The organism is Actinomadura syzygii, from assembly GCF_008085905.1.
Classification (GTDB): Bacteria; Actinomycetota; Actinomycetes; order Streptosporangiales; family Streptosporangiaceae; genus Spirillospora; species Spirillospora syzygii.
The window spans coordinates 244,146-271,143 of record NZ_VSFF01000001.1; the positions used below are offsets into that span (position 1 = coordinate 244,146).

The following is a 26,998-nucleotide window of genomic DNA, read 5'->3' on the forward strand; positions in this document are numbered from 1 at the left end:
GTGGATCATCGGGGCCGGTGCTGTGAAATGGTGGGCGAACCGTTGCTCGACGGTAAAGGATCGTTCCACAAGACGGCGCCGACCCGGAAGGCAGCAGTGGACCTCTTCTACAGTCCGTTCGACTTCGCGATTCAGGACGACCCTTACCCGGTGTATTCGCGGCTGCGCGAGAAGTCACCGGTGTACCGCAACGACAATGACGACTTCTGGGCGTTGTCGCGGCACGCGGACGTGGTCGCCGCGTTGAAGGATTCGGCGCGTTTCTCCAGCCGGAACGGCCTGCGGATCGAACCGGCGTTCTGGGGCCCGGACGCGGAGCGGTTCTTCTCGTTCGTCGCGATGGACCCGCCGAAGCACACCCGCATGCGCGGGCTCGTGTCGCGGGCGTTCACGCAGAAGCGCGTCCAGGAGCTGGAGCCGCGGATCCGGGAGATCGCCCGCGAGTGCGTCCGGCCGCACCTGGAGGGCGGCACGTTCGACCTGATGAGGGACGTCGCCGGGCGCTTCCCCACGGACGTGATCTCCGAGCTGGTCGGCGTGCCCGAGGCCGACCGCGACAAGGTCCGCGAGCTGGGCATGGCGATCATGTACCGGGACGAGGACGACGCGGGCGGCGACCTGCCGCCGGAGGCGCGGCAGGCCATCGGCGCGCTCGTCGGCTACTACACGGAGCTGACGATAGAACGATCCAAGCGCCGCGCGGACGACCTGCTCTCCGGCCTCCTCGACGCCGCCGAAGGCGACGACCGGCTCACCCCCGAGGAGATCGTCGGCGTCCTGATCCTGCTGGTCGGAGCCGGGATCGAGACGACGATGCTGACGCTCGGCAACGCCTGGCACGCCGCCTGGCGGCACCCCGAGCAGCGCGAGGAGGCGCTCGGCGGGCGGACCGCCGACTGGATCGAGGAGACCCTCCGCTGGGACCCGCCGTCCCAGGCGCTCGCCCGCACCAGCACCGAGGACGTCGAGCTGCACGGCACGACGATCCCGGCGGACGCCCGCGTCCTCCTGCTCGTCGGCGCCGCCAACCGCGACCCCGACGTCTTCCCCGAGCCGGAGAGCTTCGACCTCGACCGCGACACCGGCGCGTCGCTCGCGTTCGGCAACGGCCGCCACCACTGCCTCGGCGCGAACCTCGGACGGCTGGAGGCGCGGCTCGCGCTGAACGAGATCACGAGCATCGTCGCCGACTACGAGATCGACGTCGACGACGCGGTGCGGGTCCGCTCGTCCAACGACCGCGGCTTCGCCTCGCTGCCCACCCGGATCACCGCACGCCGCTGACCCGCCCGGCCCGCGTTAGGCGTGCGGGTCTTCGCCCGCCTTGACGCGGGTCGCGAACTGCTTGAGGGCGTCCAGGGCGCGGAGGTACGGGAGCGGGCCGTAGGAGATCCGGGCGGCGCCCGCGGCGGCCAGGTCGGACGGTGTCACACCCGGCCTGTTGTTCGCGTTGACCGGGCCCGGCAGGGCCTTGACCAGGTCGGGGAGGGCCTCGAACGGCGCGGTGATCGGGTAGGCGCAGTCGGCTCCGGCCTCGAAGTACATCCGCCCGCGCGCGATCGCGGCGTCCAGGGCGTCCGGCAGTTTGACGACGAACGTGTCGATCCGGGCGTTGATCACCAGGGCGTCCCCGGCGGCGGCCCGGACGGCGGCGAGGTACTCGGCCTGCGTCTCGGGCTCGACCAGCGCACCGGCGCGGGAGTCCTCCAGGTTGCAGCCCGCGGCGCCGATCACGAGCAGGCGCTCGACCAGCTCGGCCGGCGGCAGCCCGTACCCGGCCTCGGCGTCCACCGTCACGGGCACCGACGCGGCGCGGACGACGCGGCCCGCGGCGGCGAGCATCTCCTCGACCGGCGCGCCCTCGTGGTCGGGATAGCCGAGCATCGCGGAGACCGCCGCGCTCGCCGTGGCGAGCGCCGGGAACCCGAGCTCCTGGACGGCGGCGGCGCTCGCTGCATCCCAGACGTTCGGCAGCAGCAGCGGATCGCCGGGTACGTGCAGAGCGCGCAATACGGCGGCGTTGTCGGTCATGGCTGGTTCCTTTCCCTCCCCCAGGGGACCGGCTCGACGGCACGATTGTGACATCCGCCTCCGACAGTGGCGCGGTCCATGTCGGGGTACCGTCGAATGATCACCACCGACGAGGGGGTACCCCGATGCTGCCGTGGTCGATCGAGTTCGCCGGACGCCTGGAAGAGCACGTCGTCAGCAGTGAGCTGCTGCGCGGAAACCCGCTGAACGACCCGCACGACCGGCCCGTCCTCGTGTACGTCCCGCCGGGCTACGACGACGAGCCGGACCGCCGCTACCCCACCGTGTACGTGATCACCGGGTTCACCGGGCACGTCGGCATCTGGCGCAACCGGATGCCGTACCGGCAGCCGTTCCCGGAGACGGCGGACGCGGTGTTCGCCTCCGGCGAGGCCCCGCCCGCGATCGTCGTGTTCGTCGACGCCTGGACGGCGCACGGCGGCAGCCAGTTCGTCGACTCGCCGGGCACCGGCCGCTACCACTCCTACATCTGCGACGAGGTCGTCCCCTGGGTGGACGCCCGCTACCGCACGCTCGACGCCCCCGCGCACCGCGCGATCAGCGGCAAGTCCAGCGGCGGCTACGGCGCGATGATCACCCCGATGCTGCGGCCCGACCTGTTCGGCGCGCTCGCGACGCACGCGGGCGACGCGCTGTTCGAGTACTGCTACCTGCCCGAGTTCCCGAAATGCGTCCGGCACCTGCGCAAGTACGACGGCGACATCTGGCGCTGGTGGGCCGACTTCAACTCGCGCGCCTCGTTCACGAAGCCCGAGGACATGGAGCTGCTCAACGTCCTCGGCATGGCCGTCTGCTACTCCGCGCGCGAGGACGGCACGCCGGAGCTGCCGTTCGACCCGGTCACCGGCGTCCTGCGGCAGGACGTCTGGGACCGCTGGCTCGCCTGGGACCCGGTCCGCATGGTGCCCGCCCACGCCGACGCGATGCGCGGGCAGCGCGCGATCTGGATCGACGGCGGCACCCGCGACGAATGGTTCCTCGACGTCGGCGCGGACGCGTTCCGCCAGGCCCTCCTGGACGCGGGCGTCAAGGAGGACGTGATCCGCTTCGAGCTGTTCGACGCGGGCCACGGCGGCATCGACTACCGCTACCCCCTCGCCCTCGCCTGGCTCTGCCGCGCCATCGCCCCCTGACGCCCCCGGCCCCTGACCCCCTGCCGAGGAGGGCACACAAACGCGCGCCGCCCCGCGATGGTTCCCGGGCGGCGGCACCGAACGGGCGGACACCGAACGGGCCGGGCCGACCAACGATCGGCCCGGCCCGTTCGCGCTGCTCAGCGCCCTTCTTTCCGAAATTCCATTTGACGGTTCCCAGGGAATTGAAAATCCAGGACCAAATGGATTCATTGACACTTTTAACAATTAGAGGTGCACTTCGGGTCAGCTCATCCGGATGAGTACCCCCATCCCCCGCCGGACGGGCGGCGGCCCCACGCGGAGCGCTCCCACGCGGACCTCCGGGCGCCGCGCCATGCCCGGCACCCGCTGAAGGAGCACCCCCGTGAGACACCAGACCGCGATCGGGGCGGCGGCGATGTCCGTCGGCCTCGCCGTGGCGATGTCCGCACCCGCCTCAGGTGCCTCGCCCCGCACCGCCCCCGCGTCCCCCGCAAAGCCCGACCCCCGCGCCGTCGCCGCCGCGGCCGCCGACCGGCTGGTGGCGGCGAGGCCCGCGGTGTTCAAGAAGACGGCCAGGGAGCAGGCCGTCAGGCTCGGCGTCACGTCCGAGCGGCAGGGCCTCCAGCACGTCGCGTACACGCGCACGTACAGCGGCCTGCCCGTCATCGGCGGCGACTTCGTCGTCACCACCGACGCGAGCGGCGGCGTGCTGAGCACGTCCGTCGCGCAGCCCGCGAAGCTGAACCTCGGGACCAAGGCCACGGTCTCCGCCGCCACGGCGGCGAAGACGTCCAAGGCCGAGGTCGCCAAGGTCGAGAGCACAGGCGCGCCGCAGCTGAGCGTCCTCGCGGACGGGAACGGACGCCTCGTCTACGAGACCGTCGTCACCGGAGCCAGGAAGAACGGCGCCCCGACGAAGCTCCACGTCCTCGTCGACGCGAAGAGCGGCAAGGTCGTCCAGAAGTGGGACGACGTCAAGGACGTCGCCGACGACCGCAGCTTCTACCACGCCACCGTCGACCTCAGCACCGCCCCGACGACGATGACGGACCCGCTGCGGCCCGGCGTCCAGTGCGGCGGCCAGGACGGCGCTCCCTTCACGGGCCCCGACAGCGCCTGGGGCAACGGCAGCGGCACCGACCTGGAGACCGCCTGCGTCGACTCCATGTACGCCGTCCAGAACGAATGGGACATGCTGGGCCAGTGGCTCGGCCGGAGAGGCATCGACGGCGGCGGCAGGGGGTTCCCGCTCCGCGTCGGCCTGAACGACGCCAACGCGTTCTGGAACGGCCGCTACACCAGCTTCGGCCACAACTCGGCCGGCAACAGGCAGGCGACGTCCACGGACATCGTCGCCCACGAGAACGGCCACGCCGTCTTCACCACCACGCCCGGCGGCGACAGCGGCGGGAACGGCAACGAGAAGGGCGGCCTGAACGAGTCGGCCGGCGACATCTTCGGCGCGCTGACCGAGCACTACATGAACGAGCCCGCGAACCTCGACCCGCCGGACTACCTGGTGGGCGAGGAGGTCGACCTCGTCGGCCAGGGCCCGATCCGTAACATGTACCACCCGGGCGCGCTGAACGACCCGAACTGCTACTCGACGCAGATCCCGCGCACCGAGGTGCACTCGGCGGCCGGTCCGCAGAACCACTGGTTCTACCTGCTGGCCGAGGGCTCGAACCCGACCAACGGGAACCCGAAGAGCCCGACCTGCAACGGCAAGGCCGTCACCGGCATCGGCATCCAGAAGGCCGGACAGGTCTTCATGGGCGGCCTGAACCGCAAGGTGACGAACTGGAGCCACGCCACGGCGCGCGTCCAGACGATCAACGCCGCGGTGCAGGCGTTCCCCGGCTCGGCGACCGAGTGCAACGCCGTCAAGGCCGCGTGGGACGCGGTGAGCGTCCCTGCACAGACCGGCGAGGCGTCCTGCGGAACCCAGCAGAACGACTTCTCCCTCGCGCTGAGCGCCGGCTCCGGCCGGGCCACCGCGGGCGGGACGGCGACCGCCACCGTCGCCACTCAGGTCACCGGCGGCAGCGCGCAGCAGGTCGCGCTGTCGGCGACGAGCAGCCCGGCGGGACCGACCGCGACGTTCGCGCCGAGCACCGTCACGGCGGGGCAGTCGTCCACGATGACCGTGAACGTTCCGGCCGGGACCGCTGACGGCACGTACACGCTGACCGTCCTCGCCGACGGCGCGTCCGTCGACCGAACGGCCACCTACACCCTGACGGTCCGCGCCGCGAGGCTCGTCGAGGCCGGGCTCGACGACATCACCGTCACCAGTTCCTGACCGCCCCCTGCCCGCGGCCCGCGACGGGGCCCGCTCCCTCGTCGCGGGCCGCATCCCTCCCAGGAGAACACATGAGATCGCGCATGACGGCGACCATCGGGGCAGCCGCCCTGGCGGCGACCGCCCTGCTGTCCGGGGCCGCCGCGGCGGCCTCCCCCGCCCCCGCCACCGCCACCGCCACGGCGGCCGCGCCGGACATCCCGCTCGCGAACGTCAAGGCGCACCTGTCGCAGCTGCAGAGCATCGCGAGCGCCAACGGCGGCAACCGCGCCCACGGGCGCGCGGGCTTCAAGGCGTCGATCGACTACGTGAAGGGCAAGCTGGACGCCGCCGGCTACCAGACGTCCGTCCAGTCGTTCAGCTACAACGGGGCCACCGGCTACAACCTGATCGCCGACTGGCCGGGCGGGGACGCCGGCAACGTCCTGATGACCGGCGCGCACCTGGACAGCGTCAACGCGGGGCCCGGCATCAACGACAACGGGTCCGGCTCGGCCGCGAACCTTGAGGTCGCGCTCGCCGTCGCGCGGGAGAAGCTCCAGCCGCAGAAGCACCTCCGCTTCGGCTGGTGGGGCGCCGAGGAGCTCGGCCTGATCGGGTCGAGCCGCTACGTCAGCAGCCTGCCCGCGGCCGAGCGGTCGAAGATCAAGGGCTACCTGAACTTCGACATGGTCGGCTCCCCGAACCCCGGCTACTTCGCCTACGACGGCGACGGGACGAGCGGCAGCGGCGGCCCGGCCGGGTCCGCCGAGATCGAGAAGGTGCTGCGCGACTACTTCGCCAAGATCAACGTGCCGGTCGAGGACACGGCGTTCGACGGACGCTCCGACTACGGCCCGTTCATCAACGTCGGCATCGCGGCGGGCGGCCTGTTCACCGGCGCCGAGGACTACAAGACCGCCGCCGAGGCGCAGAAGTGGGGCGGCCAGGCCAACGCGCCGTTCGACCGCTGCTACCACTCGTCGTGCGACACGACGTCCAACATCAACGACACCGCGCTGGACCGCAACTCCGACGCCATCGCCTACGCCGTCTGGACGCTCGCGGGCGCGGGCGGCACGCAGCAGCCCGGCGAGGTCGTCTACTCCGACGACCTGGAGGCCCCGACCGGCTGGACGGTCAACCCGTCCGGCACCGACACGGCCACCGCTGGGGCCTGGGAGCGCGGCACGCCGCAGCCGACGACGTACTCGGGCACCGGCCTGCAACTCGCCGCGGCGGGCGGCAGCGGCGCGCTCGTGACCGGCGCGGCCGCCGGGGCCGACGCCGGGGCGAACGACCTCGACGGCGGCGTCACCACCGTCCAGTCGGCGGCGCTCACGCTGCCCGCCGACGCGAAGACGCTCTCGTTCTCCTGGCTCTTCGCCCACCTGAACAACAGCGGGACGGACGACCACCTCCGCGTGCGGGTCATCGGGCCGAACGGATCCACGACCGTGCTCGACCAGTCGGGCGCCGCGGCCAACCGCGCGGGGGCCTGGCAGACCCAGACGGCGGATGTCTCCGGTTACGCCGGGCAGAGCGTCCGAATCGTCGCCGAGGCCGCCGACGCGGGCGGCGCGAGCCTCGTCGAGGCCGGGCTCGACAACTTCAAGATCACCAAGTAGGGCCGGTAACGGCACAGCTCAGGAGCCTTTTTCAGAATTTCAACAGGCCCCGTTCACAACCTTGAAAATACAGTGGCGAATGGATTCGTTGACAGAGTACCGGCCGCCACGGTGTTCTTTTTGGGACAGCCCATCCCCCTCATCCCCGGGCTGACAACCGGCGGCCGCACGGGACGAATCTCGGCCCGGCCCGTGCCCCCGCCGCCCCATCGGGGCCCCGCCCCCCGCCGGGCCACGGTGCCGGCCGCTCCGCCGGCGCCGTGGCCCTGACTTTCCGGTAACCACGCCGGGCGCCCGGTCCGGCGCCCGGCGTGACCCGGACCGGCGGGTCGCGGTCGGCGGGTTGCGGACCGGCGTGAAACGTCCGAGGCGCGGGTCACAATGGGAGCATGTGCCGAAGTATCAAGACGCTCCGCCCGCCGTTCAGCGAGGACGTGACCGACGAGGACGTCCGGGCCGCCGCGCTCCAGTACGTCCGCAAGATCTCCGGATTCCGCGCGCCCGCCGCCCACAACGCCGAGGCGTTCGACCGGGCGGTCGAGGAGGTCGCGCGCAGCACCGCCGCCCTCCTCGACGCCCTGGAGATCCGCGGCGCCCGCCGCTCCGCCTAGGGCCTCAGCGGCTACTCGGCGGCGATCAGCTCGGCGATCTGGACGGTGTTGAGCGCCGCCCCCTTGCGCAGGTTGTCGCCCGCGCAGAACAGCGCGAGCCCGTTCTCCACGGTCTCGTCGCGGCGGATGCGGCCCACGTACGTCGGGTCCTGCCCGGCGGCCTGGAGCGGCGTCGGGACGTCCGAGAGCACGACCCCCGGCGCCCCGGCGAGCAGCTCGCTCGCTCGCTCCGGCCCGATCGGACGCTCGAACCGCGCGTTCACCTGCAGCGAGTGCCCGGTGAACACCGGGACGCGCACGCACGTCCCGGACACCTTCAGGTCCGGGATGCCGAGGATCTTGCGGCTCTCGTTGCGGAGCTTCTGCTCCTCGTCGGTCTCGGCGAGGCCGTCGTCCACGATCGACCCGGCCATCGGCAGGACGTTGAACGCGATCGGCCGCACGTAGACCGACGGCTCGGGGAACTCGACGGCCGTCCCGGCGTGGGTGAGCCGGTCGGCGCCCTGGACGGTCTTCGCCGCCTGGTCGTGCAGCTCCGCGACACCGGCGAGGCCGCTGCCCGACACCGCCTGGTAGGTCGAGACGACGAGCGCGGTCAGCCCGGCCTCGGCGTGCAGCGGGCGCAGCACCGGCATCGCGGCCATCGTCGTGCAGTTCGGGTTCGCGATGATCCCCTTGGGCCGGTCCGCGACGGCGTGCGGGTTGACCTCGGCGACGACGAGCGGGACGTCCGGGTCCATCCGCCAGCCGGAGGAGTTGTCGATCACGACCGCGCCCGCGGCGGCGACCTTCGGCGCCAGCTCCTTGGAGGTCGTCTTGCCCGCCGAGAACAGCACGATGTCGAGCCCGGAGTAGTCGGCGGTCGCCGCGTCCTCCACGGTGACCTCCGCGCCGTCCCAGGGCAGCCTGCGCCCCGCCGACCGGGCGGACGCGAACAGCCGCAGCTCGTCGACCGGGAATCCGCGTTCGGCCAGGATCTCGATCATCTTGGCCCCTACCTGGCCGGTGGCGCCGACGATCCCGATTCTCATGCCGCTCCCTCTGGTTTGCTCGCTCTGACCTGCACTGGTGGTTCGACCTGGAGTGTTGCCCAGGTCGGAAGGGTCGTCCAGTCAATAACCCTACGCAGACGGTTCAAGCTTCCCTTAACGGAACGCGTCCAGCCCGGTGACGGCCTTGCCCAGGGTGAGCAGGTGGATCTCCTGCGTCCCCTCGTAGGTGAGGACGCTCTCCAGGTTGTTCATGTGCCTGATCACCGGGTATTCGAGCGTGATCCCGTTGGCGCCGAGGACCGTCCGGGCCTCGCGGGCGACGTCCAGCGCCGCGCGGACGTTCGCGAGCTTGCCGAACGACACCTGCTGCGGGGTGGCGCCGCCCTCGTCCTTGAGCCGCCCGATGTGGAGCGCGACGAGCCCGGCCTGCCCCAGGGCCACCTCCATCCACGCGAGCTTCTCCTGAGTGAGCTGGAACGCGCCGATGGGCTTCCCGAACTGCTCGCGGGTCTTGGCGTAGTCGACGGCCGCCTCATAGCAGGAGCGTCCCGCCCCGATGGCGCCCCAGACGATCCCGTACCGCGCCTCGGTCAGGCAGCCGAGCGGCCCTTTCAGACCCTTCACGCCGGGCAGCATCGCGTCGGCGGGGACGCGCACGCCGTCCAGGACGAGCTCCGACGTGATCGACGCCCGCAGCGACATCTTCCGATGGACGTCCCCGGCGCTGAACCCCGGCGTCCCCTTGGGGACGAGGAACCCGCGGATCCCGTCGTCGGTCCGCGCCCACACGACCGCGACGTCCGCGAGCGACCCGTTCGTGATCCACATCTTGGCGCCGTCCAGGACCCAGTCGGAGCCGTCCCGGCGCGCCCGCGTGCGCATGTCACCGGGGTCGGAGCCGCGGTCGGGCTCGGTCAGCCCGAAGCAGCCGAGCGCCTCCCCCGCCGCCATTCTCGGCAGCCACTCGCCCTTCTGCTCCTCGGACCCGTACTTGTGGACGGCCGTCATCGCCAGCGACCCCTGCACGGACACGAAGCTGCGCAGCCCCGAGTCAGCCGCCTCCAACTCCCGGCACGCGACCCCGTAGGCGACCGCGCCCGTCCCGGCGCAGCCGTAGCCGGTCAGACACATCCCGAGCAGCCCGAGTTTCCCCAGCTCAGGGGCCAGTTCCCGGACGGGGAACGTGCCCTCCTCGAACCACCCGGCCACCCGCGGCGCGACCGCCTCCGCCGCGAACGCCCGGACCGTGTCGCGGACGAGCCGCTCCTCGTCCGTGAGCCGGTCGTCGACGCGCAGCACGTCCATGGGGGCCTCCTCCGGTGGGCTCCCCCGAGCGTACGTCGGGGCCGTCCCTGACCCGGCAGAGACCCTCTCAGGGACGAATCAGGGCGAATCCGGATGTCACACTCCCCCGAGGCTGGGCATCATCGAGGCATGGACATGAACAAGGACACCACTTCGGACAGGAAGCTCCGCCGCACCCGCGAGGGCCGCATGATCGCGGGCGTCTGCTCCGGCGCCGCCGAGTTCCTCGGCGTGGACGCCAACATCATCCGGCTCGGCCTCGGCGTCTTCACCCTCTTCGGCGGCGCCGGCGTCGCCCTCTACGCGATCGCCTGGATCCTGATCCCCGAGGAGGGCAAGCCGACGTCGATCGCCGAGGACCTCTTCAAGAAGGCCGGCGACTCCCCGAAGGTCCAGGACGCCATGCAGAAGACCAAGGACGCCGTGAACAAGAACCGCACGCACGTCTGACCGGCGGATGGCTCAGGGAGCCGGCGCCGACCCGCTGACGCCCGACAGCTCGTCGCCGCCCGATGGGGGCGCGGCGACGACGAGGGGGTCGGTGCGGTCGCGGGCCCCGGCCGCGACGGCGCCGCGGTGCTGGTTCCAGACCAGGGTCAGCATGGCGGCGGCCGAGAGGCCGAGGACGCCCGCGAGGGCCACCACCGTCTCCGGGCCGAGCAGTTGGGCCGCGGCGCCGCCGACGAGGATGCCGAGGCCCTGGCCCGCGAGGATGCCGGACTGGGCGAGGCCGAACGCGCGGCCCCGTCCGGACGCCGGCACCGCGGCCACGAACGCGGCGTTCGCCGCGAGCTGGTAGGCGCTGCCGACGCCGGACAGCGCCCACAGCACCACCACGCCCCACAGCGGCGGGTGCGCGCCCGCGCCGACCAGCGGCAGGCAGGCGAGCATCGACATCCACCCCATCGCGTGCAGCCGGTTCGCCGGACGGACGAACCGGCTGAACAGGAACGCCCCGATGACCATCCCCGTCGGCATCGCCGACAGCAGCAGGCCCACCGTGACCGCGCGGTCGTCGCTGTCCTCGAACGTCGCCGCGTACGGCGCGGCGAGCCCCTCAGGGACGACGTAGAACGCGCACAGCCACGCGAACAGCACCAGCGACCGCAGCACGGGGTCGCCGAAGACCAGGCGGACGCCGTCGCGCGTCCCGCGCCACAGCCGGAGCGCCTCCCGCTCCCGCCGGACGGACGGGGCCCGCCGCCGCAGCCCGCCGACCAGGATGAGCGCGGACGCGCCGAAGGTCAGCGCGTCCAGGCCGAGGGCGCCGTGGGTGCCGACGGCGGCCACGACCGCGCCGCCCGCGAGGAAGCCGAGCATCTGCGTGCCCTGGTGGGTGATGTTGTTGATCGCCGTGCCCGCGACGTACCGGTCGCCCTCCAGGACGTCCGGCAGGACGGCGGCGCGGGCGGCGGTGAACGGCGTGCCCAGCAGGACCGTCACGAACACGAGGGCGGACAGCACGCCCACCGGCATCGCCACGAGCGCCATGAAGGCGACCAGCCCGGCCCGCAGCACGTCGCACACGATCATCACGGTGCGCCGCGGGAACAGGTCGGCGAGCCCGGACAGCACCGGTCCGCCGACGATCGGGGGCAGGTAGGTGAGCGCGTACACTACGGCCGTGAGCAGCGCGGACTTCGTGTGGTCGTACACCAGAACGGCCAGCGCGACCTGCGCGAGCTGGTCGCCGACGAACGACAGCGCCTGCGCCAGCCAGAGGGCACGGAACTCGCCCACCGCGAAGACCTCGCGGTAGGTCGCCTGCTCCTCCGGCGGACGACGATGCCGACCGGTCTGCCTTTCCGCCACGCATGCTCCAGTTCCGCCGCCCCGCCTTCGGGCGACGTCCCTATTAACTCACGCTGCGTGGCAGTTATGTGACCTACAGTGCGCAAATCATGGCCTGGCATGACCTGTTTTCATCCGCCGGGGCAGCCCAGGCCGGACGAAAGGGATCAATATCCGAGGTCATGGAGCCGCCGATCGTCGATGCCGAAATGATGGGCGATCTCGTGGACGACCGTGATGCGGACCTCTTCCACCACGTCGTCCGGGGTGTCGCAAATTCGGAGAATCTCATTGCGGTAGATGGAAATGTGATCGGGCAGGACGCCGCCGTACCAGTCTCCGCGTTCGGTAAGGGGTACCCCTTGGTACAGGCCGAGCAGCCCCCGCTCGGGCGCGTCGTCCTCGACGACGATGACGACGTTGCGCATGTGCGCGGTCAGCTCGGACGGGATGCTGTCGAGGGCCTCCGAGACCAGGTCCTCGAACTCGTCGCGCGACAACTCCATCACACCGCCAATTCTGCTCGACAGAAGGGACAGACGTGCCGAAGGCCCCCGCCGCGCTGACCACCGCCCTCGCGACCCCCCGTCGCGGCGCCGCCCGAGCCTGGCGCCGCCTGCGCGGGCTCACCGCCCCCGGAGCGGCCCGCGTCCGCGCCGTCGGCGCCCCGGTGGCACGGCGCGTCCGGCCCGTCGTCACGGGCCGCTGGGCCCGCCTCCTCCTGGTCGTCGCCGTCGGGCTGGCGGGCGGCTACGTCGGCCTCCTCCTCGGCGGACGCTCCGTCACCCCGGTCGGGCCCACCGACGTCCAGCTCAGCCTCCACCCGTCCCTGCACGGCGGGACGACCCTCGACCTGCCCCCGCTCGGCTCCCTCCGCCTCGACACCCACTGGGGCCCCGTGTCGCTGGAGGCGAGCCTGACCGACGTCCGTCCCGACCAGGCGCAGAAACTGATCGAGAACGGCTCCGAGGTCGACCGGCTCACCGACGAGATCGCGGTCCAGCTCCGGGAGGGCCTGACCGACCTGCTGATCCGTGCCGCGCTGTTCGCGCTGCTCTCCGGGTTCGTCGCCGCCCTCCTGCTGTTCCGCTCCTGGCGGCGCGCCCTGGTCGGCCTCGGCTCCGCCGCCCTCGGGCTCGTCGCCGTCACCCTCCTGACCTGGACGACCTTCAACCCGCAGTCCGTCGCCGAGCCCCGCTACACCGGCCTGCTCGGCAACGCCCCGCAGATCTTCGGAGACACCCGCAACGTCTACGAGCGCTTCTCCGCCTACCGCGCCCAGCTCGCCCACCTCGTGGGGAACGTCTCCCAGCTGTACGCGGCCGCGTCCACCCTCCCGACCTACGAGCCGGACCCGTCGACCATCCGCGTGCTGTCCGTCTCCGACATCCACCTCAACCCGGCCGCGTGGAACGTCATGAAGTCGGTCACCACCCAGTTCAAAATCGACCTCATCGTCGACAGCGGCGACCTCATGGACCACGGCAGCAAGGCCGAAGACCGCTTCGCGAGCGAAATCTCCAACCTGAAGGTCCCCTACGTCTACGTCCGCGGGAACCACGACTCCAAGTCCTCCCAGCGGGCCGTCGCCAAGAACAAGAACGCCGTCGTCCTGGACGACGCCACCCGCGACGTCAAGGGCCTCCGCGTCTTCGGCATCGGCGACCCCCGCTTCACCCCCGACAAGAGCACCCGCGACGACTTCGTCGGCGCCGACCAGATGCGCGCCCAGGGCCTCGTCGTCGCCGACCGCCTCCGCGCCTCCGGCACCACCCCGGACCTGGTCGTCGTCCACGACCCGTCCGAGGGCGAGTCCTTCTCCGGCATGACGCCCCTGATCGTCTCCGGCCACGCCCACGCCCGCTCCACCAAGCTGCTCCCCACCGGCACCCGCCTCTTCGTCCAGGGCTCCACCGGCGGCGCCGGCCTCCGCGGCCTCGAACACGAGGAACCGACCCCGATCGAGCTCTCCGTCCTCTACTTCAGCCGCGCCACCCACCGCCTCCAGGGCTGGGACGACCTCCGCCTCGGCGGCCTCGGCCTCACCTCCGCCCAGATCGAACGCCACCTCGAACCGAACCCGGACCGCGCCATCAAGCCGTCCCCGCCGGCCCCGTCCCCGCCCGCGTCGCCGACCTCGCCGTTCCCGTCCCAGTTCCCGTCCGACTGGCCGTCGCGGACCCCCTCGACACCCACGTCGTCGCCCCGCACGTCCCCCACGTCGTCCCCCCGCACCACCCAACCCGGGTAACCGTTTGCACGCCGCCCCGCCCCGTCCTCTACACTTGGCCAGGTCGAGTGGCGGCCGTCCCCGCCACCACCGGGCCCCCTTCGTCTAGCGGCCTAGGACGCCGCCCTTTCAAGGCGGTAGCGCCGGTTCGAATCCGGTAGGGGGTACCACCCAGTCCGGCGCGTGGCTTTGCTGCCCCGGCCCCGGTCGCCGCACGCACCGCGTCCCGCTGCATTATCGATCGCTCCGAATGGAAGCTGATCCAGCAGTTCGGAGCACATCCTCCGCCGGGACCGATCCAGTCCTGCCGATCGGCTGACTTGGTCCCTCTGGTGAACACGTCGAGTGGGATCGGGTTGCGTGATTCACCTATCAGCTGGGCTGTTCGCCATTAGCCCGGGTCTGGTCTCCTGCACATACGCCTAGTCGTAGGTAGCATCGGGCCAGTGCCCCTTGGGGAAGGTACTGGAATCGGATGCCTCGCCCTTGAGAGAGACCATCCAGGCACCCTGGGCGCCAAGCGCGGCGGTCAACGTCCCGACTGCGCCCCAGATCATGGCGGCCGTCACGCCCGCATCCGTGAACGCCCCCACAACGCCCGCCCACGACAAAATCCCGGAGCACAGGGCGGCTATGGCCGCCGTCTCGCAGCTGATGAACTGATAAACGATGATGGCCAGCGCGACGTAGAACGCCAATCCGGCGGTGGCGCAGGTCGTCAGCGCCAATGACATCTGCATGGAAATGCTGCCGACGCGCCCGGCGGCTTTCCCCTGCAAAGGGATCACCTTGAGGTAGTCGGCGTTCGCGTCGCCCTCCCATCTTCGACTGATATCCAGGACCGCGGGATCGGTCGCGCCCTGAACGCCGGTGGCACCGCCGCGAACGCCAGTCCAGTCCCAGGCGTACTTGAAGAACATTATCGGAGCCAACACGCCCTTGAGCAGGTCGAGGACCCGGTCCTTGAACCAGACACACAGATCCCACAACTTTTCACCTATCCAGGCGAGTGAATCCTTTAGCCAGCCAGGAACATACCAATGACTCTGCGCCTTCTCGACCGCGCCGGGAATCTCTCCCATCTTGTTGGTGATGGTCGTCATCCCGACATTGATCTTGTCAGTCGCCGCCTGGTACTGCGCAATCGAGAATCCCATTCCAGACTCCTGCTTGGACTAGAAGATCTGCTTGAATAAGGCCGCGCCCTCAGCCTCGGTTTTGTCGTAGTTGCCGGCCACTTTGCGCAGCGCGTTGGCGATCTCCTTCATACGCGCTTCGCCTTCGCGACACCGGGCGACCACTTCGCCGGTGGTAGTCCCGTAGGCGGTCACGAAAGCCTGGAAGACGCCAGCCTCAATGCGGTTGAGATGCAGCCCATCCGCCTTGTTCCCGGCGTCGGCGATGGCTTCGGCCTGGGCGTCCCAGACGCCGGCCTCACTCCGCAGGGTTTGGGTCAGAACCTTGAGAATCGGGCTCAACGGTCGCTTCCCTTCGAGTCATTCCGACAGACGAGATGCATCGTTCAGCAGGGCCAGCGTCTCGTCGAACAGGTCCTTCATCGCGGTTCGGGACCCGGGGGCCGGATCCTGAGCGGCGCGTTTGAGATCGGCCTTGGCCGCGGCGAGCGCGTTCTCGAACGCGGCGGTGAGCGTGTCACCCGACCGGCCGGCCAGCCAGGACTCCTCGGCGGTGACGGACTCCAGGCCGGTGGGATTGACTGTGACGGTCAGCCGACCGGAGGTGCCCGAGCCGGTGACAATTCCGGTGGCCATATCCGCGGACCGCGCCTCCCGGTCGTCGAGGGTGTCGAACGCCCTGATCATGTCCTCGGCAATCTGGTCCACGGGGCGGGGAGGCGGCCTGTTCGGGTCGCGGCGGAAAGCCGGGGGTAGACCACCCGTCTCCGGCTCGGGAGCGGATTTGCCGTCCAAGCCCGCCTGAACTCTGTCCATCCGGTCCTGCCACCCGTCCTGCTGCAGCGACCTTGTCCATGCGCCGAGCCGTTCGGCCATCGCAGCCTCGCAGGCCTCGATCACCGCGGATCGGAGGTTTTGCGGACTCGTCCTCTGCCGCCAGTCCATCGCGACCCGGATGGAGGCCGGGATCCCGTCCGGCCCGAGCACCACGTGCACTACCTCGGCGGAGTCGGTCCCTTCACTGCGCGGCGGCGCCTTGGACTGCGCCTCGCCGACCAGCGTCCGCATGTGCTCCGCGTAACGATGGAAGCGCGCTAACTCGCGATTGAGATCGTCCATCGGGTCCCTTTCCCACCTGCGAGCCCGTCTCCCGTGGCACACCCCGGGCCTGCTGACCTACTGATTCATTAGAAGAGGGTAACGAAATCACGGTCGACCGGAGGTTTAATGTCGATTCCTTGGTTGATGGACACCATCGATGGTCCGTTGGATCAAGGTGGCATGCAAAGGAGGTGAAGGCGCAATGCATCAGGGTCTTTTGGCGGCGGATTCGCGATCGGGCAGCGGACCCGGAAGTCGGTCCAGCCGAGTTCATCCTTGATCTGCTTGTAGGACTGTTCGACCCAGTTGTGCAGCCCGTAGATGCGGACGGGTTCAGGCACGTTGGCGGCGGAGCACGGGCTGTCGCCGTCGGCGGTGAGCCCCGGCCTGCCGGGCCATGATCGAGCGGCGTGTCGGGGTGGGAGATGACCACCATCACCAGCGCTTATCCGCGAACATCCTCGATCTAACGGATCACTGCCATTCGACTCAATGATCCGGTCTCGTGCACGCCGGTGCGGATAGCCTCTGCTGGTATGAAGCGAATCGACCTTATCCCTGGGCGTACCGAGGCGCTGATGTGGGCGGGCATAGCGGAGGTCAGTCTCGGTGGGACACTTTTCGCCTGGCTCATTGTTCCGGACGCCACCGAAAAGCAGCTCTTCGGGCGGAGTGGCTCGATCGCCGCGCTGATCACGGCACTGGTGACGTTATCAGCCGGGTTCGTCGCCGTTGTGATCGCCCGCCGGACGTCGCCGACCGTCCGCTGGGGTGTGGCACTGCCATGCGGTGCGCTGGGCGGGGTCGTGGCGGTCGTCGCACTCGGCGACCTGACAAGCGGAATGTTCTCCTGGATCACGCTTGTCCTGGCGGTGATCGGTATGGAGTGGGTTGCCCGGTATCTCACCACGGTAGGCCGCCCGAAGAAGCGCTGATGGGCATGACCTGGCGGGCGTCCATTCGGAGGGCGAGCCGTGCGGCGTCAGGGTCAGCTTCCCCAAGCACGGACGGCTGGCCTGAGGTCACCCTTGATCATCAGGAGATGATGCCCGTCATGCCCTCACCACGCCGCCCGAGTTCCGCTGTCGCGCCGTCGAGCTGGCGCATCAGGACGACAAGTCAAGCGTCCAGCTCGCGAAGGACCCAGGAATCAGTCGATTCCCACCTGCCAAACTGGATGAACCAGGCCGACCGGCCGCGCGGTGTGCGGCGTCATGCGTCGAGGGACAGCTCTGCGACTGCCGTTTGCGCGATTCGTTGTGCGGCAGCCAATGAATCAGCCTGCGTGGATTTCGGTGTCGTCAAGGTCACCGTGATGACGGCGTTGGAGCGACGGACAACGACCTCGGCCCGCCTGTAAACGGACCTGGCGAACGCCTCGTCCCCCAACTCCGCATCGCTTACCTGATCGGAACCCGAATCCGGCAGGTGAGAAGCGACCCGCTTGGCAGAGGCAAACCGCCGCTGAGCGCCTTCAATGCCGCCGCCGCGTCCGCCGTCGCCGTGATAAACGTCGTATTCGAGCCGCAGTCCCGCTTCGGCCGGATCCATTGGGTCCTGCTTGTCGTCCACGAAGGACCAGGAACAAGACACGACAGTGTGAAACTCGAACTTCTTCTCACTGTCCTGGCCCGGCTTCGGTTGGAGACCCACGGCCGCGCGGACGGAAGGCAGGTCGACGACCGTACACGGCGCAGGCGCTGTTGACGCTTCGTCTCGGCCCGGCCACCAAGGCTTGCGCCACGGCGCACTGCCCCAGACCACGCCCACCACGACCAGCGCTACAACCAGAAAAAGGAACGCGCGTCGAAGCAAGCTACTTAGACCACCTGTTCGGGTTCGCCATCAAGGTCACCGGCGATGCGGGATAAACGAGCACCTTCTCTCTCGCCTTGTATATCCGAGCTTTGAAGGCGGCCATGTCGCCGGTGAGCTTGTCGAACAGGGACTGGAGCTTCTTCACGAAGTCCCAGACTATGTAGAGTATGGCCAGCAAAATGAGGGCCCCTCCCTTACCGGCCTTGCCCCCGGCATGCTTGCCCTCATAAGGCGCACTAGGCGACTTCGCGTGCAGACCGCCGCCCTTCTTGTTGAGATACGCGCCGCCGCCCACGGCGGCTACGAACTCGCCACAGAGCCAGATGATCTGGCTTCGGACCGAACGAAGATGCTTCGCGAGGTCGGACATCACGCCGCTCATTTCGCTGGCTCTGCCGGACATCGGCACGCCGACCCGCAAGCCGAATCTGTTGATCCACTTGTCGTAGGAGGACCTCGCGGGACCTTCCCAGCCGCCGCCGTCGAAGATCGCCGCCTTCTTCTCCAACTCGCCCTGCGTGCTGGCGAGGACGTGTTGCGCGAGATAGCTCCAGCTCTCCGCCGCATGGTCGAGCTTGGCGGGGTTCCCCCACATCTTGTGGACGAGGTCGCCGACCTGCTTGATCCCGAGCTGGCCAGTGAAATCGATCGCGAACTTGACGGATTCAGGATAGGCATTACCTTGATAGAAGCCCGGCTCAAGGTTGATCTCAGTCATGTCTCTTCCTCCGCGGCAGCAATGATTTCTGCATCAGAAGTGCATGTCATCGGGAGTTTTGCCGGGACCATAGATTTTCATTGACTTCCGCAAGGCCCTGAGCGAGGCGGCCACCTCGCTCTCCTTCTGACCATACAGCCGCGCCGCGGTCAGCACGCCGATGCGAACATCGTGAACCGCATTGATGTTCTGCTGCAAGGACCACAGGAAGTACTGCTTCTCAAGTTGGTACGCGCCCAGTACGTCTTTGGCGAACCAGCCCACGTCATCACCGGTAAGATTGAGATCAGGGTTGGCGGTGGCGCGCTTGAGTTCCGTGGCCATTGATTTCCGATGAGCGTCCAAGTCCTTGGCGTGCCGGTAAAGCGTCCTACGGTAGACCTGAAACCCGGTCAAGTTTCCCTCCCACTATTAGTCGAGCATCCTCGGCGCTACCAAAGTCCAATCAACGGTGGGGCCCATTCAATACATCAGCCTGCCATAACGACGCTGGATCTCGCGCACTTCGGCCTCCCGGATTTCAGCGGTTCGCTCGCCGGCCGATCCAAGAGCAGCGAGGATCGCCTCGGCGAGGCGCTCAAGGGTGACGTCACGGATGGCTTCCTTTTTGATTTCCACTTGCACGGGATCACCCGCAACGGTCATCTTGAGATTGCCCAGGCCGCGGCCGATTCGCTCCTCGATGGTCCGGTTCTCCTGGGCAGGCTTCAGATCCCGTATCTTCACCAGGGTTTCCATGGCATGCTGCTCGATCAACTGTGACCTCGCGTCATCCAGATCGACGTAGGCGTCCACCGAGATATCGTCGAGCCGCTGGAGAACACTCGCCTCGGTCGGAAGGTTGAAGGCGCCCGCCATATCTGGAAGGGCCGCCTCGGCGAGGGCCTTCATTTCGGAGAGTGAACGGGTCAGGGCCAGATTGATCTGCCTGGCGTCGAGTGCTCGATCGACAGCGAACTGGATGTCAATGATCTCCCCGAAACCATCCGCGGTGACCGTGATCGTGTCCGTCGGATCCGTGTAGCTGATCCGCTTCTCCACAAGTTCACCGTACATGGAATCAGCCCTAGACCGCAGATCTTCCATATGGGTCTCGAATTCCTCGACGTCCGCTGCGTTCGCCGCATCGTCACCGGTCTCCGCAGAGTCGTCCGGCTGCGGCATCGGGGCAGGTGGATTCGACCCCATGCCCATATCGAGCCATTCCGCATCCACTGGTTTGTCGACCGAAGGGCTCGGCGACGCCGGGATCGGGATCGGGATCGGCGAAATACCTGGAAGCGCCAAGCCGGATGTGTCAAGGTCTTGGGATGTCGGTGCATCCTGCGATGCGGCATCCTGCTCTTCCGGCTCAGCCCGGATCGTTCCGGCGCGCAGTCTTTCCCTCGCCTCGTACTGGTCCTTGGGGGCTAATGGAGCCTCTTCATTGAGCTGCTTTTTGAGGCTGTTCCTTCTGGTCGTCATTGCCCGATGCGCTCCCCGGCAGAGATATCGGCGTAGGGTACCGAATGCGGCACGTCCGTCACCACCCTCATGTCAACGAGATAGTCGTAACCGCTTGCGGTATATGAAGAGGGATCCCGCAACGATCGCGACCACCGCGCCGAACAGAGAAGGCCATACCCACCAAGTATTTCCCGATGTTTTCTTCGCCGACTTCGCAGCCGGAGAGGCCGTCGATGGCCGGACGGAGGGCCGAGAACCTGCCTGTGTCGCCTGCCAGCGGTCGTACACCGGATTCGGCGCGGTGGCGGGAACGTTGTCGACCAGCGCTCGGTACGGACGGACCAAGCCGTAGCCCGTTACGTCGTCCCAGCCGGGTTTGCCCACGTCCTTGGCCGTTGCCAGAATTCGGCGAACCACCTCGCGAGCGGGCATGTTCGGGAACCTGGCCCGGACCAACGCAACCACACCGGAGGTTAGGGCCGCGGCTGGACTAGTTCCCGCGTGCCCTCGCCCAACGAAATGGCCGAAGCCATCAATGCTGCCCACCTCCACCGCGGGGGCCGCCCCCATAACGTACTCACCGGGGGTCGACCCGGACCACGGCTCGACCTGCCCGTCAAGGCCGCCGACGGCTAAGACGCCGGCGCAGTTGGCCGGCGAACTTCTCCAGTCACCGTGGCGTCCCTCGTTGCCGGCGGAAACCACTACGACGACGTCTCGTTGAACTGCGTACGAGACGGCGGCCTGCAGAAGGGGGTCACACGGTTGAAAGGTCACGTCGCCCTGGGAGATGTTGACGACCTTCGCTCCGTGGTCGGTGGCGTAACGCAGTGCCTTCGCCCACGCACCCGCGCTCTGGGCTGACAGCGGAAGGACCTTGGCATCCGGCGCTACACCGACCATTCCGGTTCCGCGTCCCTGGCCTACGATGAGTGCACTCATCGCGGCCCCATGCCCGCCATTCTCAGGGTCCGGCTTCATGCGGACATCGTTCATGTTCACGTTCGGCAGGACGGCGCCTTTAAGATCCGGCAGGTCAATATCGACCTCTCTGTCGACGACAGCGACAGTGATTCCCTTACCCGTGGTGATCGGCCAGACCTTCTTTTGCAGCTCCCACCAATCGAACCAGTAGAGCTCCTTGCGCGGCTCAGGGACGGCCAACGCAGGCGTCGGCGAGAGGAGGAGCAGCGCCACAACCGCGCCGAGCACTCCTAACCACCGCGCTCTCGCCCGCACAGGGCTCCTTCCTCGGTCGGCAACGGGTCGACTGAGCATGTCGCTCAGCTACTGAATCACGGGAGGTGCCGTACCCTCATCGTCACTCCAGACATCTTCGTCCTCAGAAAGCCACGTCTCCCGTTCATCCGATCGATTGCGTCTGCGGGCGCTCCCTCCAGAGGACGCCGAGGTTCCTCCAGGAGCGGTGCTGCGGGATGCAGACCGGGAGCCTGTGCCGGTTCGTCCCGCACCGGTCCCTGGCTCTCGGCCGATCACTCCACCAGCACCAGATCCCGAGGCCCCGGGAGTCCGCGCGCGTAGCCCCGGCGTGCTCCCCGGACGCTGAGTGCCAGGAGTCGTGGACGAGCCGCCCCCGATCGGGGCGGAGCCGAGCGGCCCCGGCCGCAGACCTCGCGGCGGCGATCCGCCAGACACAGGCCCAGAGCCCCTGGGGCCTTGACCGATCGGACCAGGGCCAGGAACACCTGGAGCGCCTGATGTTGGAAGGAACGGGCGTAGGTTCCCTCCGGTGCCGGCCGGTACGACGGGCTCCAGCCTCGCCGGCCCGGAGAGTCCGGGGCTGAGAGGCGTTGGGCCAAGCCCCATGCCCGGAGGCATGCCGGGCCCGATTTGACCACCCCCAGGACCGGGCGCCAAGGGTCCAGGCGGTGGGGTACTGAGTCCAGGTCCACCCTGCGCTGGAGGGAGAGTCCCCGGCGCGACTCCTTCAAGGTCCGAGCCACCGCCACCTCCCGGCGGCAGATGTCCCGGGTCAGGATGGCTTGGCGGCGAGGAAACGTCCGGAAGTCGGCCGGGGGTCGGCGCCGCCCCTCCGCCGGAGGCACCGCCGTTGCCGCCCCCGGTACTTCCAGGGGCACCACCGGGACTTCCCACACTTGATGAACTTCCCCCGCCGGCTCCCGGCGCCCCGTAGCCCCGCTCACGGTCCTTGCCGGGGAGGTCCATGTTGATCGAGGTTGGGACGATCGAGTAGGCGTCGGCGAGGCTCTGGTTCATCCTGGCCATGTACTGCCGAGCTTCGCGATCCTTCCCGTACTTCTCCATCATCAACTCATGCTTGGGGTCCGGGAGAGGGCCGACCCCGAAGGGGCCCTTGGGCTCAGCCGGGGCGTTCTGCTTATACGTATCGACCTGACTGCCTGCCTGCTGAAGGGCGAACCCGAACGCATTGCTGGCGTTGGCAAGCTCGCCCGCGGCGTTTTCCAGCCGTTTGATCTGTCCCAGCGCCGCTTCTGACGATGGCCCCTCCGGCCACGCGGCCTTCAACCGGCCATGGTGGAAGGCGAGGTCCGACTCAGCCTGGTCTAGCAGTTTCCTCAACGCCTCGTAGGTGCGCGAGAGATTGTGCAGCCCGGCGGAGTCGGCGGCCCGGATCTTCTGGTAGATCTGGTGGTAGTCGAACTGCTCGGGACTTCCCTTACCGATCGCCCCATGCCTGATCGGATAGGACTCGCCCATGCCTTTGGCCTCCCCCGGACCTCGGTGTGCTAGTTCTGGCTCTCGTGCTTCGGCTGTGGCTCCAACCCCTGGCCCGCCTTCTTACTGGAGTTCTGCGAGGCCAGTTCACTCAGGTCGAAGTTCTTCGCGGAAGACTCGATACGTGCGATCAGGCCCTCGTACACCGCCGCGAACTGAGCCACATACCCCAGCATCGACTCGTGGGCGGTCCCTACGTTCTTGGCGAGGTCCTCGGGCACGTCCCAGTCGCCGATGGCGCCGACCGAGGTCGGCGGGCCGCTGGTGCCGGCCTGAAGTTTCGCCAACTCCGCGCGCATCGCCCGGGCGACCTGGCGCATCTTCTCCGGGCTGTGCTCGCTGTCCGGACGAGGTCCGGACGGGGTCGCACCTGGCTTTGATGGCATGGGATCGACAACGCCCCTGGTCAGCCGCCGAAGCTGGCGGCGTTGCGGTTCTCGGTGGTCCGGTAGCCGTCGTGGGATTCGCCGATGGCGGATCCCATGCGGTGCACGACGTTGCCGAGCTCGACGCCGGCCTGGTTCCACTGCGTCTGTGCCCTGCGGTAGGCCAGCTGAGCGTCGCCCTCCCACTCCGCGAGGGTGGACTTGATCTTGCCCTCCAGCTCGTCGAGGGCGGCCTTGTACTCGTTCAGGGCGTTCTGGAAACTGGCCTGGGCCTGCTTCATGGAGCCGAAATGCACTCGCGTCAGATCGGTCATGATCTCGTTCCTCCGGTGTCGGTGCGTTGAGTCGGCTCAGTCGTTGATGAGGCCCTTGAGTGCGTTCACCCGGGCGACCGTCTCGGCCTCGTTGGCCGCATAGGTCACGCGGGCGTCGCCCAACTTCTGCTGGATCGTGTTCAGGTCGGTCAGGACCTTGACGAACTGCTGGTCGAAACGCTGGAAGACGTTGACGAACGCCGTCGCGCCGTCGCCCTTCCAGGTGGCGGCCAGTGCCTGTTGCTCAGAGGCGAGGCGGGACCGCGTCTTCCGCAGCTTGTTCTCGGCTTCTTCGATGGCGTCGGCACCACGACGCATTCCATCCCGGCTATGTGTCGACCGGTCAGTCATCTGCGCGCTCCTGCACGTTGGTAGGCGGGTTGATCACAACGCCCGGCGCGAACCAATCGCCATCACTGCCCCGTTGGTTACGCGACGTCACCCCGTGACCCAATCAAACACGACGATACAAACGTCACAGATCGACTGTCCAGAAGTCAAGGGATTTGTTATGAAAGGAGGGTTGAGGTCTGTCCGGATTGTCGTGGCGCTATCTGTATTTACGTGATCAAGTTCCCGAAACTCAAAGCTAGCCGGCCGGAACCGACCGTCGCGCGGCACTTGACGTGAGCGCGGGGCCCAGATGGAAGAGCTGGAGCAGGTTGGCCGGGACGGGAGCGGCGGAGCCGGTGGAGTAACCCAGCTTGGCGGCGTCGTCAGATGTGGGGATCGGATGGCGTACGCCCTGCTCGGTAATGAGCGAGAAAGATTGGGGTCCCTGGCCGGGGCCGGTGAGCGTCCCGGCGAACGCACCTCCACCAGGGAGGATTATCTGATCTGGGCCAGAAGGATTGGCCGTGTGACCTGACGGGAGAATGCCTCCGACGGTGAAGCGCGCATTGGTGGAAAGTTTCTCGGTGTCCCGATAGACGACGCAGAGCGGAGCTGACGGGTCATGAGCGGCGAGGGCGGGCGGATGCTCCGGAAGGTCCCGGCTGAACAGGCTCGTCGGGGCGATGTTCGCATTGGCCGTGGTCGGCGGAATGAGCCGTTCCGGGCCGGAGGAGCCGGCGGAGATGAGCAGACCCGCCTGGGTTTCCGAGATGCCGGAAAGGCCGTCGGGAAGTTGGACGTACCAGCGTTCCGCGGAGCCCGCGATCGCCCGCACCTTGTAGACCTGACCTGCGGCTGAGGGCTGGCCATCGGGGCCGGCGCGTTTCTCGCCCTTGCCGGGGACGTCCGGGGCGGCGTAGTCGGGGCCCTGCTGGAGGCCGTTCAGCCAGCGTTCGTCGATCGCGGATACGGGGGCCTGGGTGAGCGTGCGGGCGGCGTCGGGCGAGATGCGCAGCCGGGAGTTGCGCCAGACCAGCCAGGTCTGATCGCCGCCGCGGACAAGGACGGCCTCCCGATCCGTGAGGACGTGGCCGCCCACGTCCCGGCCGCCGACCAGGGAGACCAGGGACTCGGGGAGTTGGGCGGACGCGGCCGTGTTCCGCACGCAGAGCGACCAGGGGGCGCGGACGAGTTTGCCAGGATCGGGAAGGGACTCGGGGGCACCCGGGATTCCGGTCATGGGACCGCGAGGGTACTTGGCCAGAGAGCGACTGGAAACGAGCTTGCGCTGGACGTCGTTGTTGGTCATCGCCAGGCGGGCGGAGGCGTAGTTGAGGAACGGGATGAGGCGGCGCTCTTGGGCACTGTAGGAGTACGCGGCGCCGGTCTCCTTCTCGATGAGGACGAGACCAGGTTGTTCCAGATTGCGGGTACCACCCGGGAAGAGCATGCCGGTGACGCCGAAGCCCGCGGCCATCAGAACGACGACCATGAGGCCGGACAGCGCGCCCACCCCGGTGCGGCGGAGCGGTGACTCGGCGGCACCGGGCTTGCCTTGCAGAAGGGCGAGCGCGACGCGCTGGGTCATCAGCTTGTGCGCCTGGTAGAGGTCCTTACGTGTCTGCATCTCAGCCGGCCAAGCCGCGTAGCCAGGAATAGAGATCGAGCAGGGCCATCGCGAGCGGGAACAGGCTGACGATCAGTATCAGGTCGAGGATGTCACCGGCTCGGCCCCAGAACGGCGAGGGTTTGTGGTCCGGCAGGCGCATCGCCATGACGAGCATCACCGTCACGGCCAGGACCATCGGCAGGACGACCGCGGCGACGAACGTGGCGGGTGAGGACGTCGTACCCCAGGACCAGCCGAGGAGCGCCGCCCCTGCCAGGCCGCTGCCGAGAAGCCACAGGCGCTGGACACGGCTGTGGAAGACGCGGGCGCGTAAGAGGAGAACAAGGGAAACGCACACGCTCATCGTCGTGCCTTTCCACCCCTGGGCCGTCACCAGGATGAGCTGTGCGCCCAGGCAGACGACGGCCACGCCGGCGACGAGGCCCGTGCTGTAGCGGTCCGCCTCCCGGGTGCGACGGAGCAGGGAGGGCCCGTCGAAGATCTGCGCGCTGCGGAGTTCCTCCGCGTTCTCGGGAACGGGCGGCAGCGGGAGCCGGGCGAGCCGGAAGGCCAGGGACGGGATGAGGGCCGTCAGGACGAGGCAGAGCGCGGCGGCTACGGCCGCCGTCCCGCTCGGCTTCAGATCGAAGGCTTGGACGAGCCCGGCTCCCAGGGTTCCGAAGAGGGCGGCGAAGGCGATGCCGAGGAAGGTCGGGACGCCGTCGACGACGGCGAAGGCCGCGACCACGGCGGCCAGGGCCGTCGCCGCGGTGGCGGCCAGGACGTGGGGCGCGCCCAGATCCAGAAGCCCGACCGGACGGGCGGGAGCCACCAGCCCGCTCAGGAAGGCGTAGGGCAGCGCGCCGAAGCCCATGACCACCCCGCCGCCGGAGTCGCCGAGGGCCCGGGAGAGGACGAATCCGGCGAGCAGCAGCACCACGGCCATGACCGCGGCGGCGATCGCGATGATGCCCCAGGCGGGACCGGACAGCAGCAGTCCCACGGCGCCCGCGACGAGCAGCGCGGCGCTCGCCAGCAGGCCGAAGCGGCGGGTGTCGCGAGCTTTCCAGCGGTCGGAGTGCTCATTGATCCCGGTGGCGACGACGTCGGCGACGTCGTCGAAGGCCGGCTCGGGGAGCTGCACCATCTCGGGGCGGAAGTAGAGCACCTCACCGTCGCGCACGCCGAGGCCGGCGAGCGTCTTCGACTCGTCGAACGGAGTCTGGTCGAGGCGCTGCAGCACCCAGCCCGAGTGCGCGAGACCGGCGTTGGCCAGGTCACCGCCCGCGGCCTGGAGCAGCGTCGGGAGCATGTGCGCGAGGGGGACGTCGGCGGGGAGCGACAGATCGATGCGGCGCCCCGGAGCTACCAGGGCGATACGGCACAGGTCGGCACCAGTCGTCGGATTCAG

Annotated in this window: 27 protein-coding genes and 1 tRNA gene; 10 read left to right on the forward strand and 18 right to left on the reverse strand. The window is 68.8% G+C overall.

Annotation, left to right across the window (positions count from 1 at the left end; translation table 11 throughout):
- Positions 1-42 precede the first annotated feature (42 nt).
- Positions 43-1,284, forward strand: a complete 1,242-nt coding sequence (locus tag FXF65_RS01315) for a cytochrome P450 (RefSeq protein ID WP_246198294.1) — start codon at positions 43-45, stop codon at positions 1,282-1,284.
- A 15-nt stretch (positions 1,285-1,299) separates the two neighbouring features.
- Here FXF65_RS01315 and FXF65_RS01320 read toward each other — a convergent pair whose 3' ends face one another.
- Positions 1,300-2,031: an isocitrate lyase/PEP mutase family protein gene (locus FXF65_RS01320; protein WP_148347665.1), complete on the reverse strand. Its 732-nt coding sequence runs from the start codon at positions 2,029-2,031 to the stop codon at positions 1,300-1,302.
- Positions 2,032-2,156: 125 nt separating this feature from the next.
- Here FXF65_RS01320 and FXF65_RS01325 point away from each other — a divergent pair, with 125 nt between their 5' ends.
- From FXF65_RS01325 to FXF65_RS01340, 4 genes are all read left to right on the forward strand, one after another.
- Positions 2,157-3,185 (forward strand): alpha/beta hydrolase, encoded by a 1,029-nt coding sequence (locus tag FXF65_RS01325; protein ID WP_148347666.1) that lies wholly within the window; start codon positions 2,157-2,159, stop codon positions 3,183-3,185.
- Positions 3,186-3,552: 367 nt separating this feature from the next.
- On the forward strand, positions 3,553-5,472 hold the full coding sequence (locus tag FXF65_RS01330; protein WP_148347667.1) for a M4 family metallopeptidase: 1,920 nt from the start codon (positions 3,553-3,555) through the stop codon (positions 5,470-5,472).
- A 71-nt stretch (positions 5,473-5,543) separates the two neighbouring features.
- Entirely contained in the window at positions 5,544-7,079 is a 1,536-nt protein-coding gene (locus FXF65_RS01335) for a M28 family peptidase (RefSeq protein ID WP_148347668.1), read from the forward strand.
- A 389-nt stretch (positions 7,080-7,468) separates the two neighbouring features.
- On the forward strand, positions 7,469-7,690 hold the full coding sequence (locus FXF65_RS01340; RefSeq protein WP_148347669.1) for a DUF2277 domain-containing protein: 222 nt from the start codon (positions 7,469-7,471) through the stop codon (positions 7,688-7,690).
- Positions 7,691-7,701: 11 nt separating this feature from the next.
- On the opposite strand, the gene FXF65_RS01345 is transcribed toward FXF65_RS01340, so the two are convergent.
- Both FXF65_RS01345 and FXF65_RS01350 read right to left on the reverse strand, forming a co-directional pair.
- Positions 7,702-8,721: an aspartate-semialdehyde dehydrogenase gene (locus tag FXF65_RS01345; RefSeq protein WP_148347670.1), complete on the reverse strand. Its 1,020-nt coding sequence runs from the start codon at positions 8,719-8,721 to the stop codon at positions 7,702-7,704.
- A 114-nt stretch (positions 8,722-8,835) separates the two neighbouring features.
- A complete protein-coding gene (locus tag FXF65_RS01350) occupies positions 8,836-9,987 on the reverse strand; it encodes an acyl-CoA dehydrogenase family protein (protein ID WP_148347671.1) in 1,152 nt (383 codons plus the stop codon).
- A 129-nt stretch (positions 9,988-10,116) separates the two neighbouring features.
- Between FXF65_RS01350 and FXF65_RS01355 the strand changes: the two genes are divergently transcribed.
- A complete protein-coding gene (locus FXF65_RS01355; protein WP_148347672.1) occupies positions 10,117-10,437 on the forward strand; it encodes a PspC domain-containing protein in 321 nt (106 codons plus the stop codon).
- A gap of 12 nt (positions 10,438-10,449) precedes the next feature.
- Here the strand turns inward: FXF65_RS01355 and FXF65_RS01360 are convergent, their stop codons facing one another.
- Together FXF65_RS01360 and FXF65_RS01365 are read right to left on the reverse strand one after the other, a co-directional pair.
- On the reverse strand, positions 10,450-11,799 hold the full coding sequence (locus tag FXF65_RS01360; RefSeq protein WP_148347673.1) for an MFS transporter: 1,350 nt from the start codon (positions 11,797-11,799) through the stop codon (positions 10,450-10,452).
- 146 nt (positions 11,800-11,945) lie between these two features.
- Complete coding sequence (locus FXF65_RS01365; protein ID WP_148347674.1) at positions 11,946-12,287, reverse strand: metallopeptidase family protein; 342 nt, start codon at positions 12,285-12,287, stop codon at positions 11,946-11,948.
- A 32-nt stretch (positions 12,288-12,319) separates the two neighbouring features.
- Between FXF65_RS01365 and FXF65_RS45750 the strand changes: the two genes are divergently transcribed.
- Both FXF65_RS45750 and FXF65_RS01375 read left to right on the forward strand, forming a co-directional pair.
- Positions 12,320-14,029 (forward strand): metallophosphoesterase family protein, encoded by a 1,710-nt coding sequence (locus FXF65_RS45750; protein WP_281288856.1) that lies wholly within the window; start codon positions 12,320-12,322, stop codon positions 14,027-14,029.
- A 73-nt stretch (positions 14,030-14,102) separates the two neighbouring features.
- Positions 14,103-14,178 (forward strand) — tRNA-Glu (locus FXF65_RS01375).
- Between the two features lie 252 nt (positions 14,179-14,430).
- Here FXF65_RS01375 and FXF65_RS01380 read toward each other — a convergent pair.
- Genes FXF65_RS01380 through FXF65_RS01390 form a run of 3 tightly spaced genes read right to left on the reverse strand, consistent with a single transcriptional unit; the run spans position 14,431 to position 16,263 of the window.
- Positions 14,431-15,165, reverse strand: a complete 735-nt coding sequence (locus FXF65_RS01380) for a hypothetical protein (RefSeq protein ID WP_148347675.1) — start codon at positions 15,163-15,165, stop codon at positions 14,431-14,433.
- 18 nt (positions 15,166-15,183) lie between these two features.
- Entirely contained in the window at positions 15,184-15,486 is a 303-nt protein-coding gene (locus tag FXF65_RS01385; RefSeq protein ID WP_148347676.1) for a type VII secretion target, read from the reverse strand.
- 18 nt (positions 15,487-15,504) lie between these two features.
- On the reverse strand, positions 15,505-16,263 hold the full coding sequence (locus tag FXF65_RS01390) for a hypothetical protein (protein WP_148347677.1): 759 nt from the start codon (positions 16,261-16,263) through the stop codon (positions 15,505-15,507).
- 518 nt (positions 16,264-16,781) lie between these two features.
- Between FXF65_RS01390 and FXF65_RS01395 the strand changes: the two genes are divergently transcribed.
- Complete coding sequence (locus FXF65_RS01395; RefSeq protein WP_148347678.1) at positions 16,782-17,180, forward strand: hypothetical protein; 399 nt, start codon at positions 16,782-16,784, stop codon at positions 17,178-17,180.
- A 277-nt stretch (positions 17,181-17,457) separates the two neighbouring features.
- Here the strand turns inward: FXF65_RS01395 and FXF65_RS44330 are convergent, their stop codons facing one another.
- The 5 genes from FXF65_RS44330 to FXF65_RS01420 form a co-directional block, all read right to left on the reverse strand.
- On the reverse strand, positions 17,458-17,817 hold the full coding sequence (locus tag FXF65_RS44330; protein ID WP_148347679.1) for a hypothetical protein: 360 nt from the start codon (positions 17,815-17,817) through the stop codon (positions 17,458-17,460).
- Between the two features lie 244 nt (positions 17,818-18,061).
- Positions 18,062-18,781 (reverse strand): hypothetical protein, encoded by a 720-nt coding sequence (locus FXF65_RS01405; protein WP_148347680.1) that lies wholly within the window; start codon positions 18,779-18,781, stop codon positions 18,062-18,064.
- A gap of 33 nt (positions 18,782-18,814) precedes the next feature.
- A complete protein-coding gene (locus tag FXF65_RS01410) occupies positions 18,815-19,105 on the reverse strand; it encodes a hypothetical protein (RefSeq protein WP_148347681.1) in 291 nt (96 codons plus the stop codon).
- 138 nt (positions 19,106-19,243) lie between these two features.
- Positions 19,244-20,245 (reverse strand): YbaB/EbfC family nucleoid-associated protein, encoded by a 1,002-nt coding sequence (locus FXF65_RS01415; protein WP_148347682.1) that lies wholly within the window; start codon positions 20,243-20,245, stop codon positions 19,244-19,246.
- Positions 20,246-20,317: 72 nt separating this feature from the next.
- Entirely contained in the window at positions 20,318-21,439 is a 1,122-nt protein-coding gene (locus FXF65_RS01420) for a S8 family serine peptidase (RefSeq protein WP_222868309.1), read from the reverse strand.
- Between the two features lie 1,083 nt (positions 21,440-22,522).
- Between FXF65_RS01420 and FXF65_RS01425 the strand changes: the two genes are divergently transcribed.
- Positions 22,523-22,705: a hypothetical protein gene (locus FXF65_RS01425; RefSeq protein WP_148347684.1), complete on the forward strand. Its 183-nt coding sequence runs from the start codon at positions 22,523-22,525 to the stop codon at positions 22,703-22,705.
- Between the two features lie 251 nt (positions 22,706-22,956).
- On the opposite strand, the gene FXF65_RS01430 is transcribed toward FXF65_RS01425, so the two are convergent.
- The 5 genes from FXF65_RS01430 to eccD form a co-directional block, all read right to left on the reverse strand.
- A complete protein-coding gene (locus FXF65_RS01430) occupies positions 22,957-23,265 on the reverse strand; it encodes a hypothetical protein (protein ID WP_148347685.1) in 309 nt (102 codons plus the stop codon).
- Between the two features lie 86 nt (positions 23,266-23,351).
- On the reverse strand, positions 23,352-23,645 hold the full coding sequence (locus FXF65_RS01435; protein ID WP_148347686.1) for a WXG100 family type VII secretion target: 294 nt from the start codon (positions 23,643-23,645) through the stop codon (positions 23,352-23,354).
- 36 nt (positions 23,646-23,681) lie between these two features.
- Positions 23,682-23,996, reverse strand: coding sequence for a WXG100 family type VII secretion target (locus FXF65_RS01440; RefSeq protein ID WP_148347687.1), 315 nt, complete (start codon positions 23,994-23,996; stop codon positions 23,682-23,684).
- A gap of 238 nt (positions 23,997-24,234) precedes the next feature.
- Complete coding sequence (eccB, locus tag FXF65_RS01445; RefSeq protein ID WP_148347688.1) at positions 24,235-25,605, reverse strand: type VII secretion protein EccB; 1,371 nt, start codon at positions 25,603-25,605, stop codon at positions 24,235-24,237.
- A 1-nt stretch (position 25,606) separates the two neighbouring features.
- On the reverse strand, positions 25,607-26,998 hold the full coding sequence (gene eccD / locus FXF65_RS01450; protein ID WP_148347689.1) for a type VII secretion integral membrane protein EccD: 1,392 nt from the start codon (positions 26,996-26,998) through the stop codon (positions 25,607-25,609).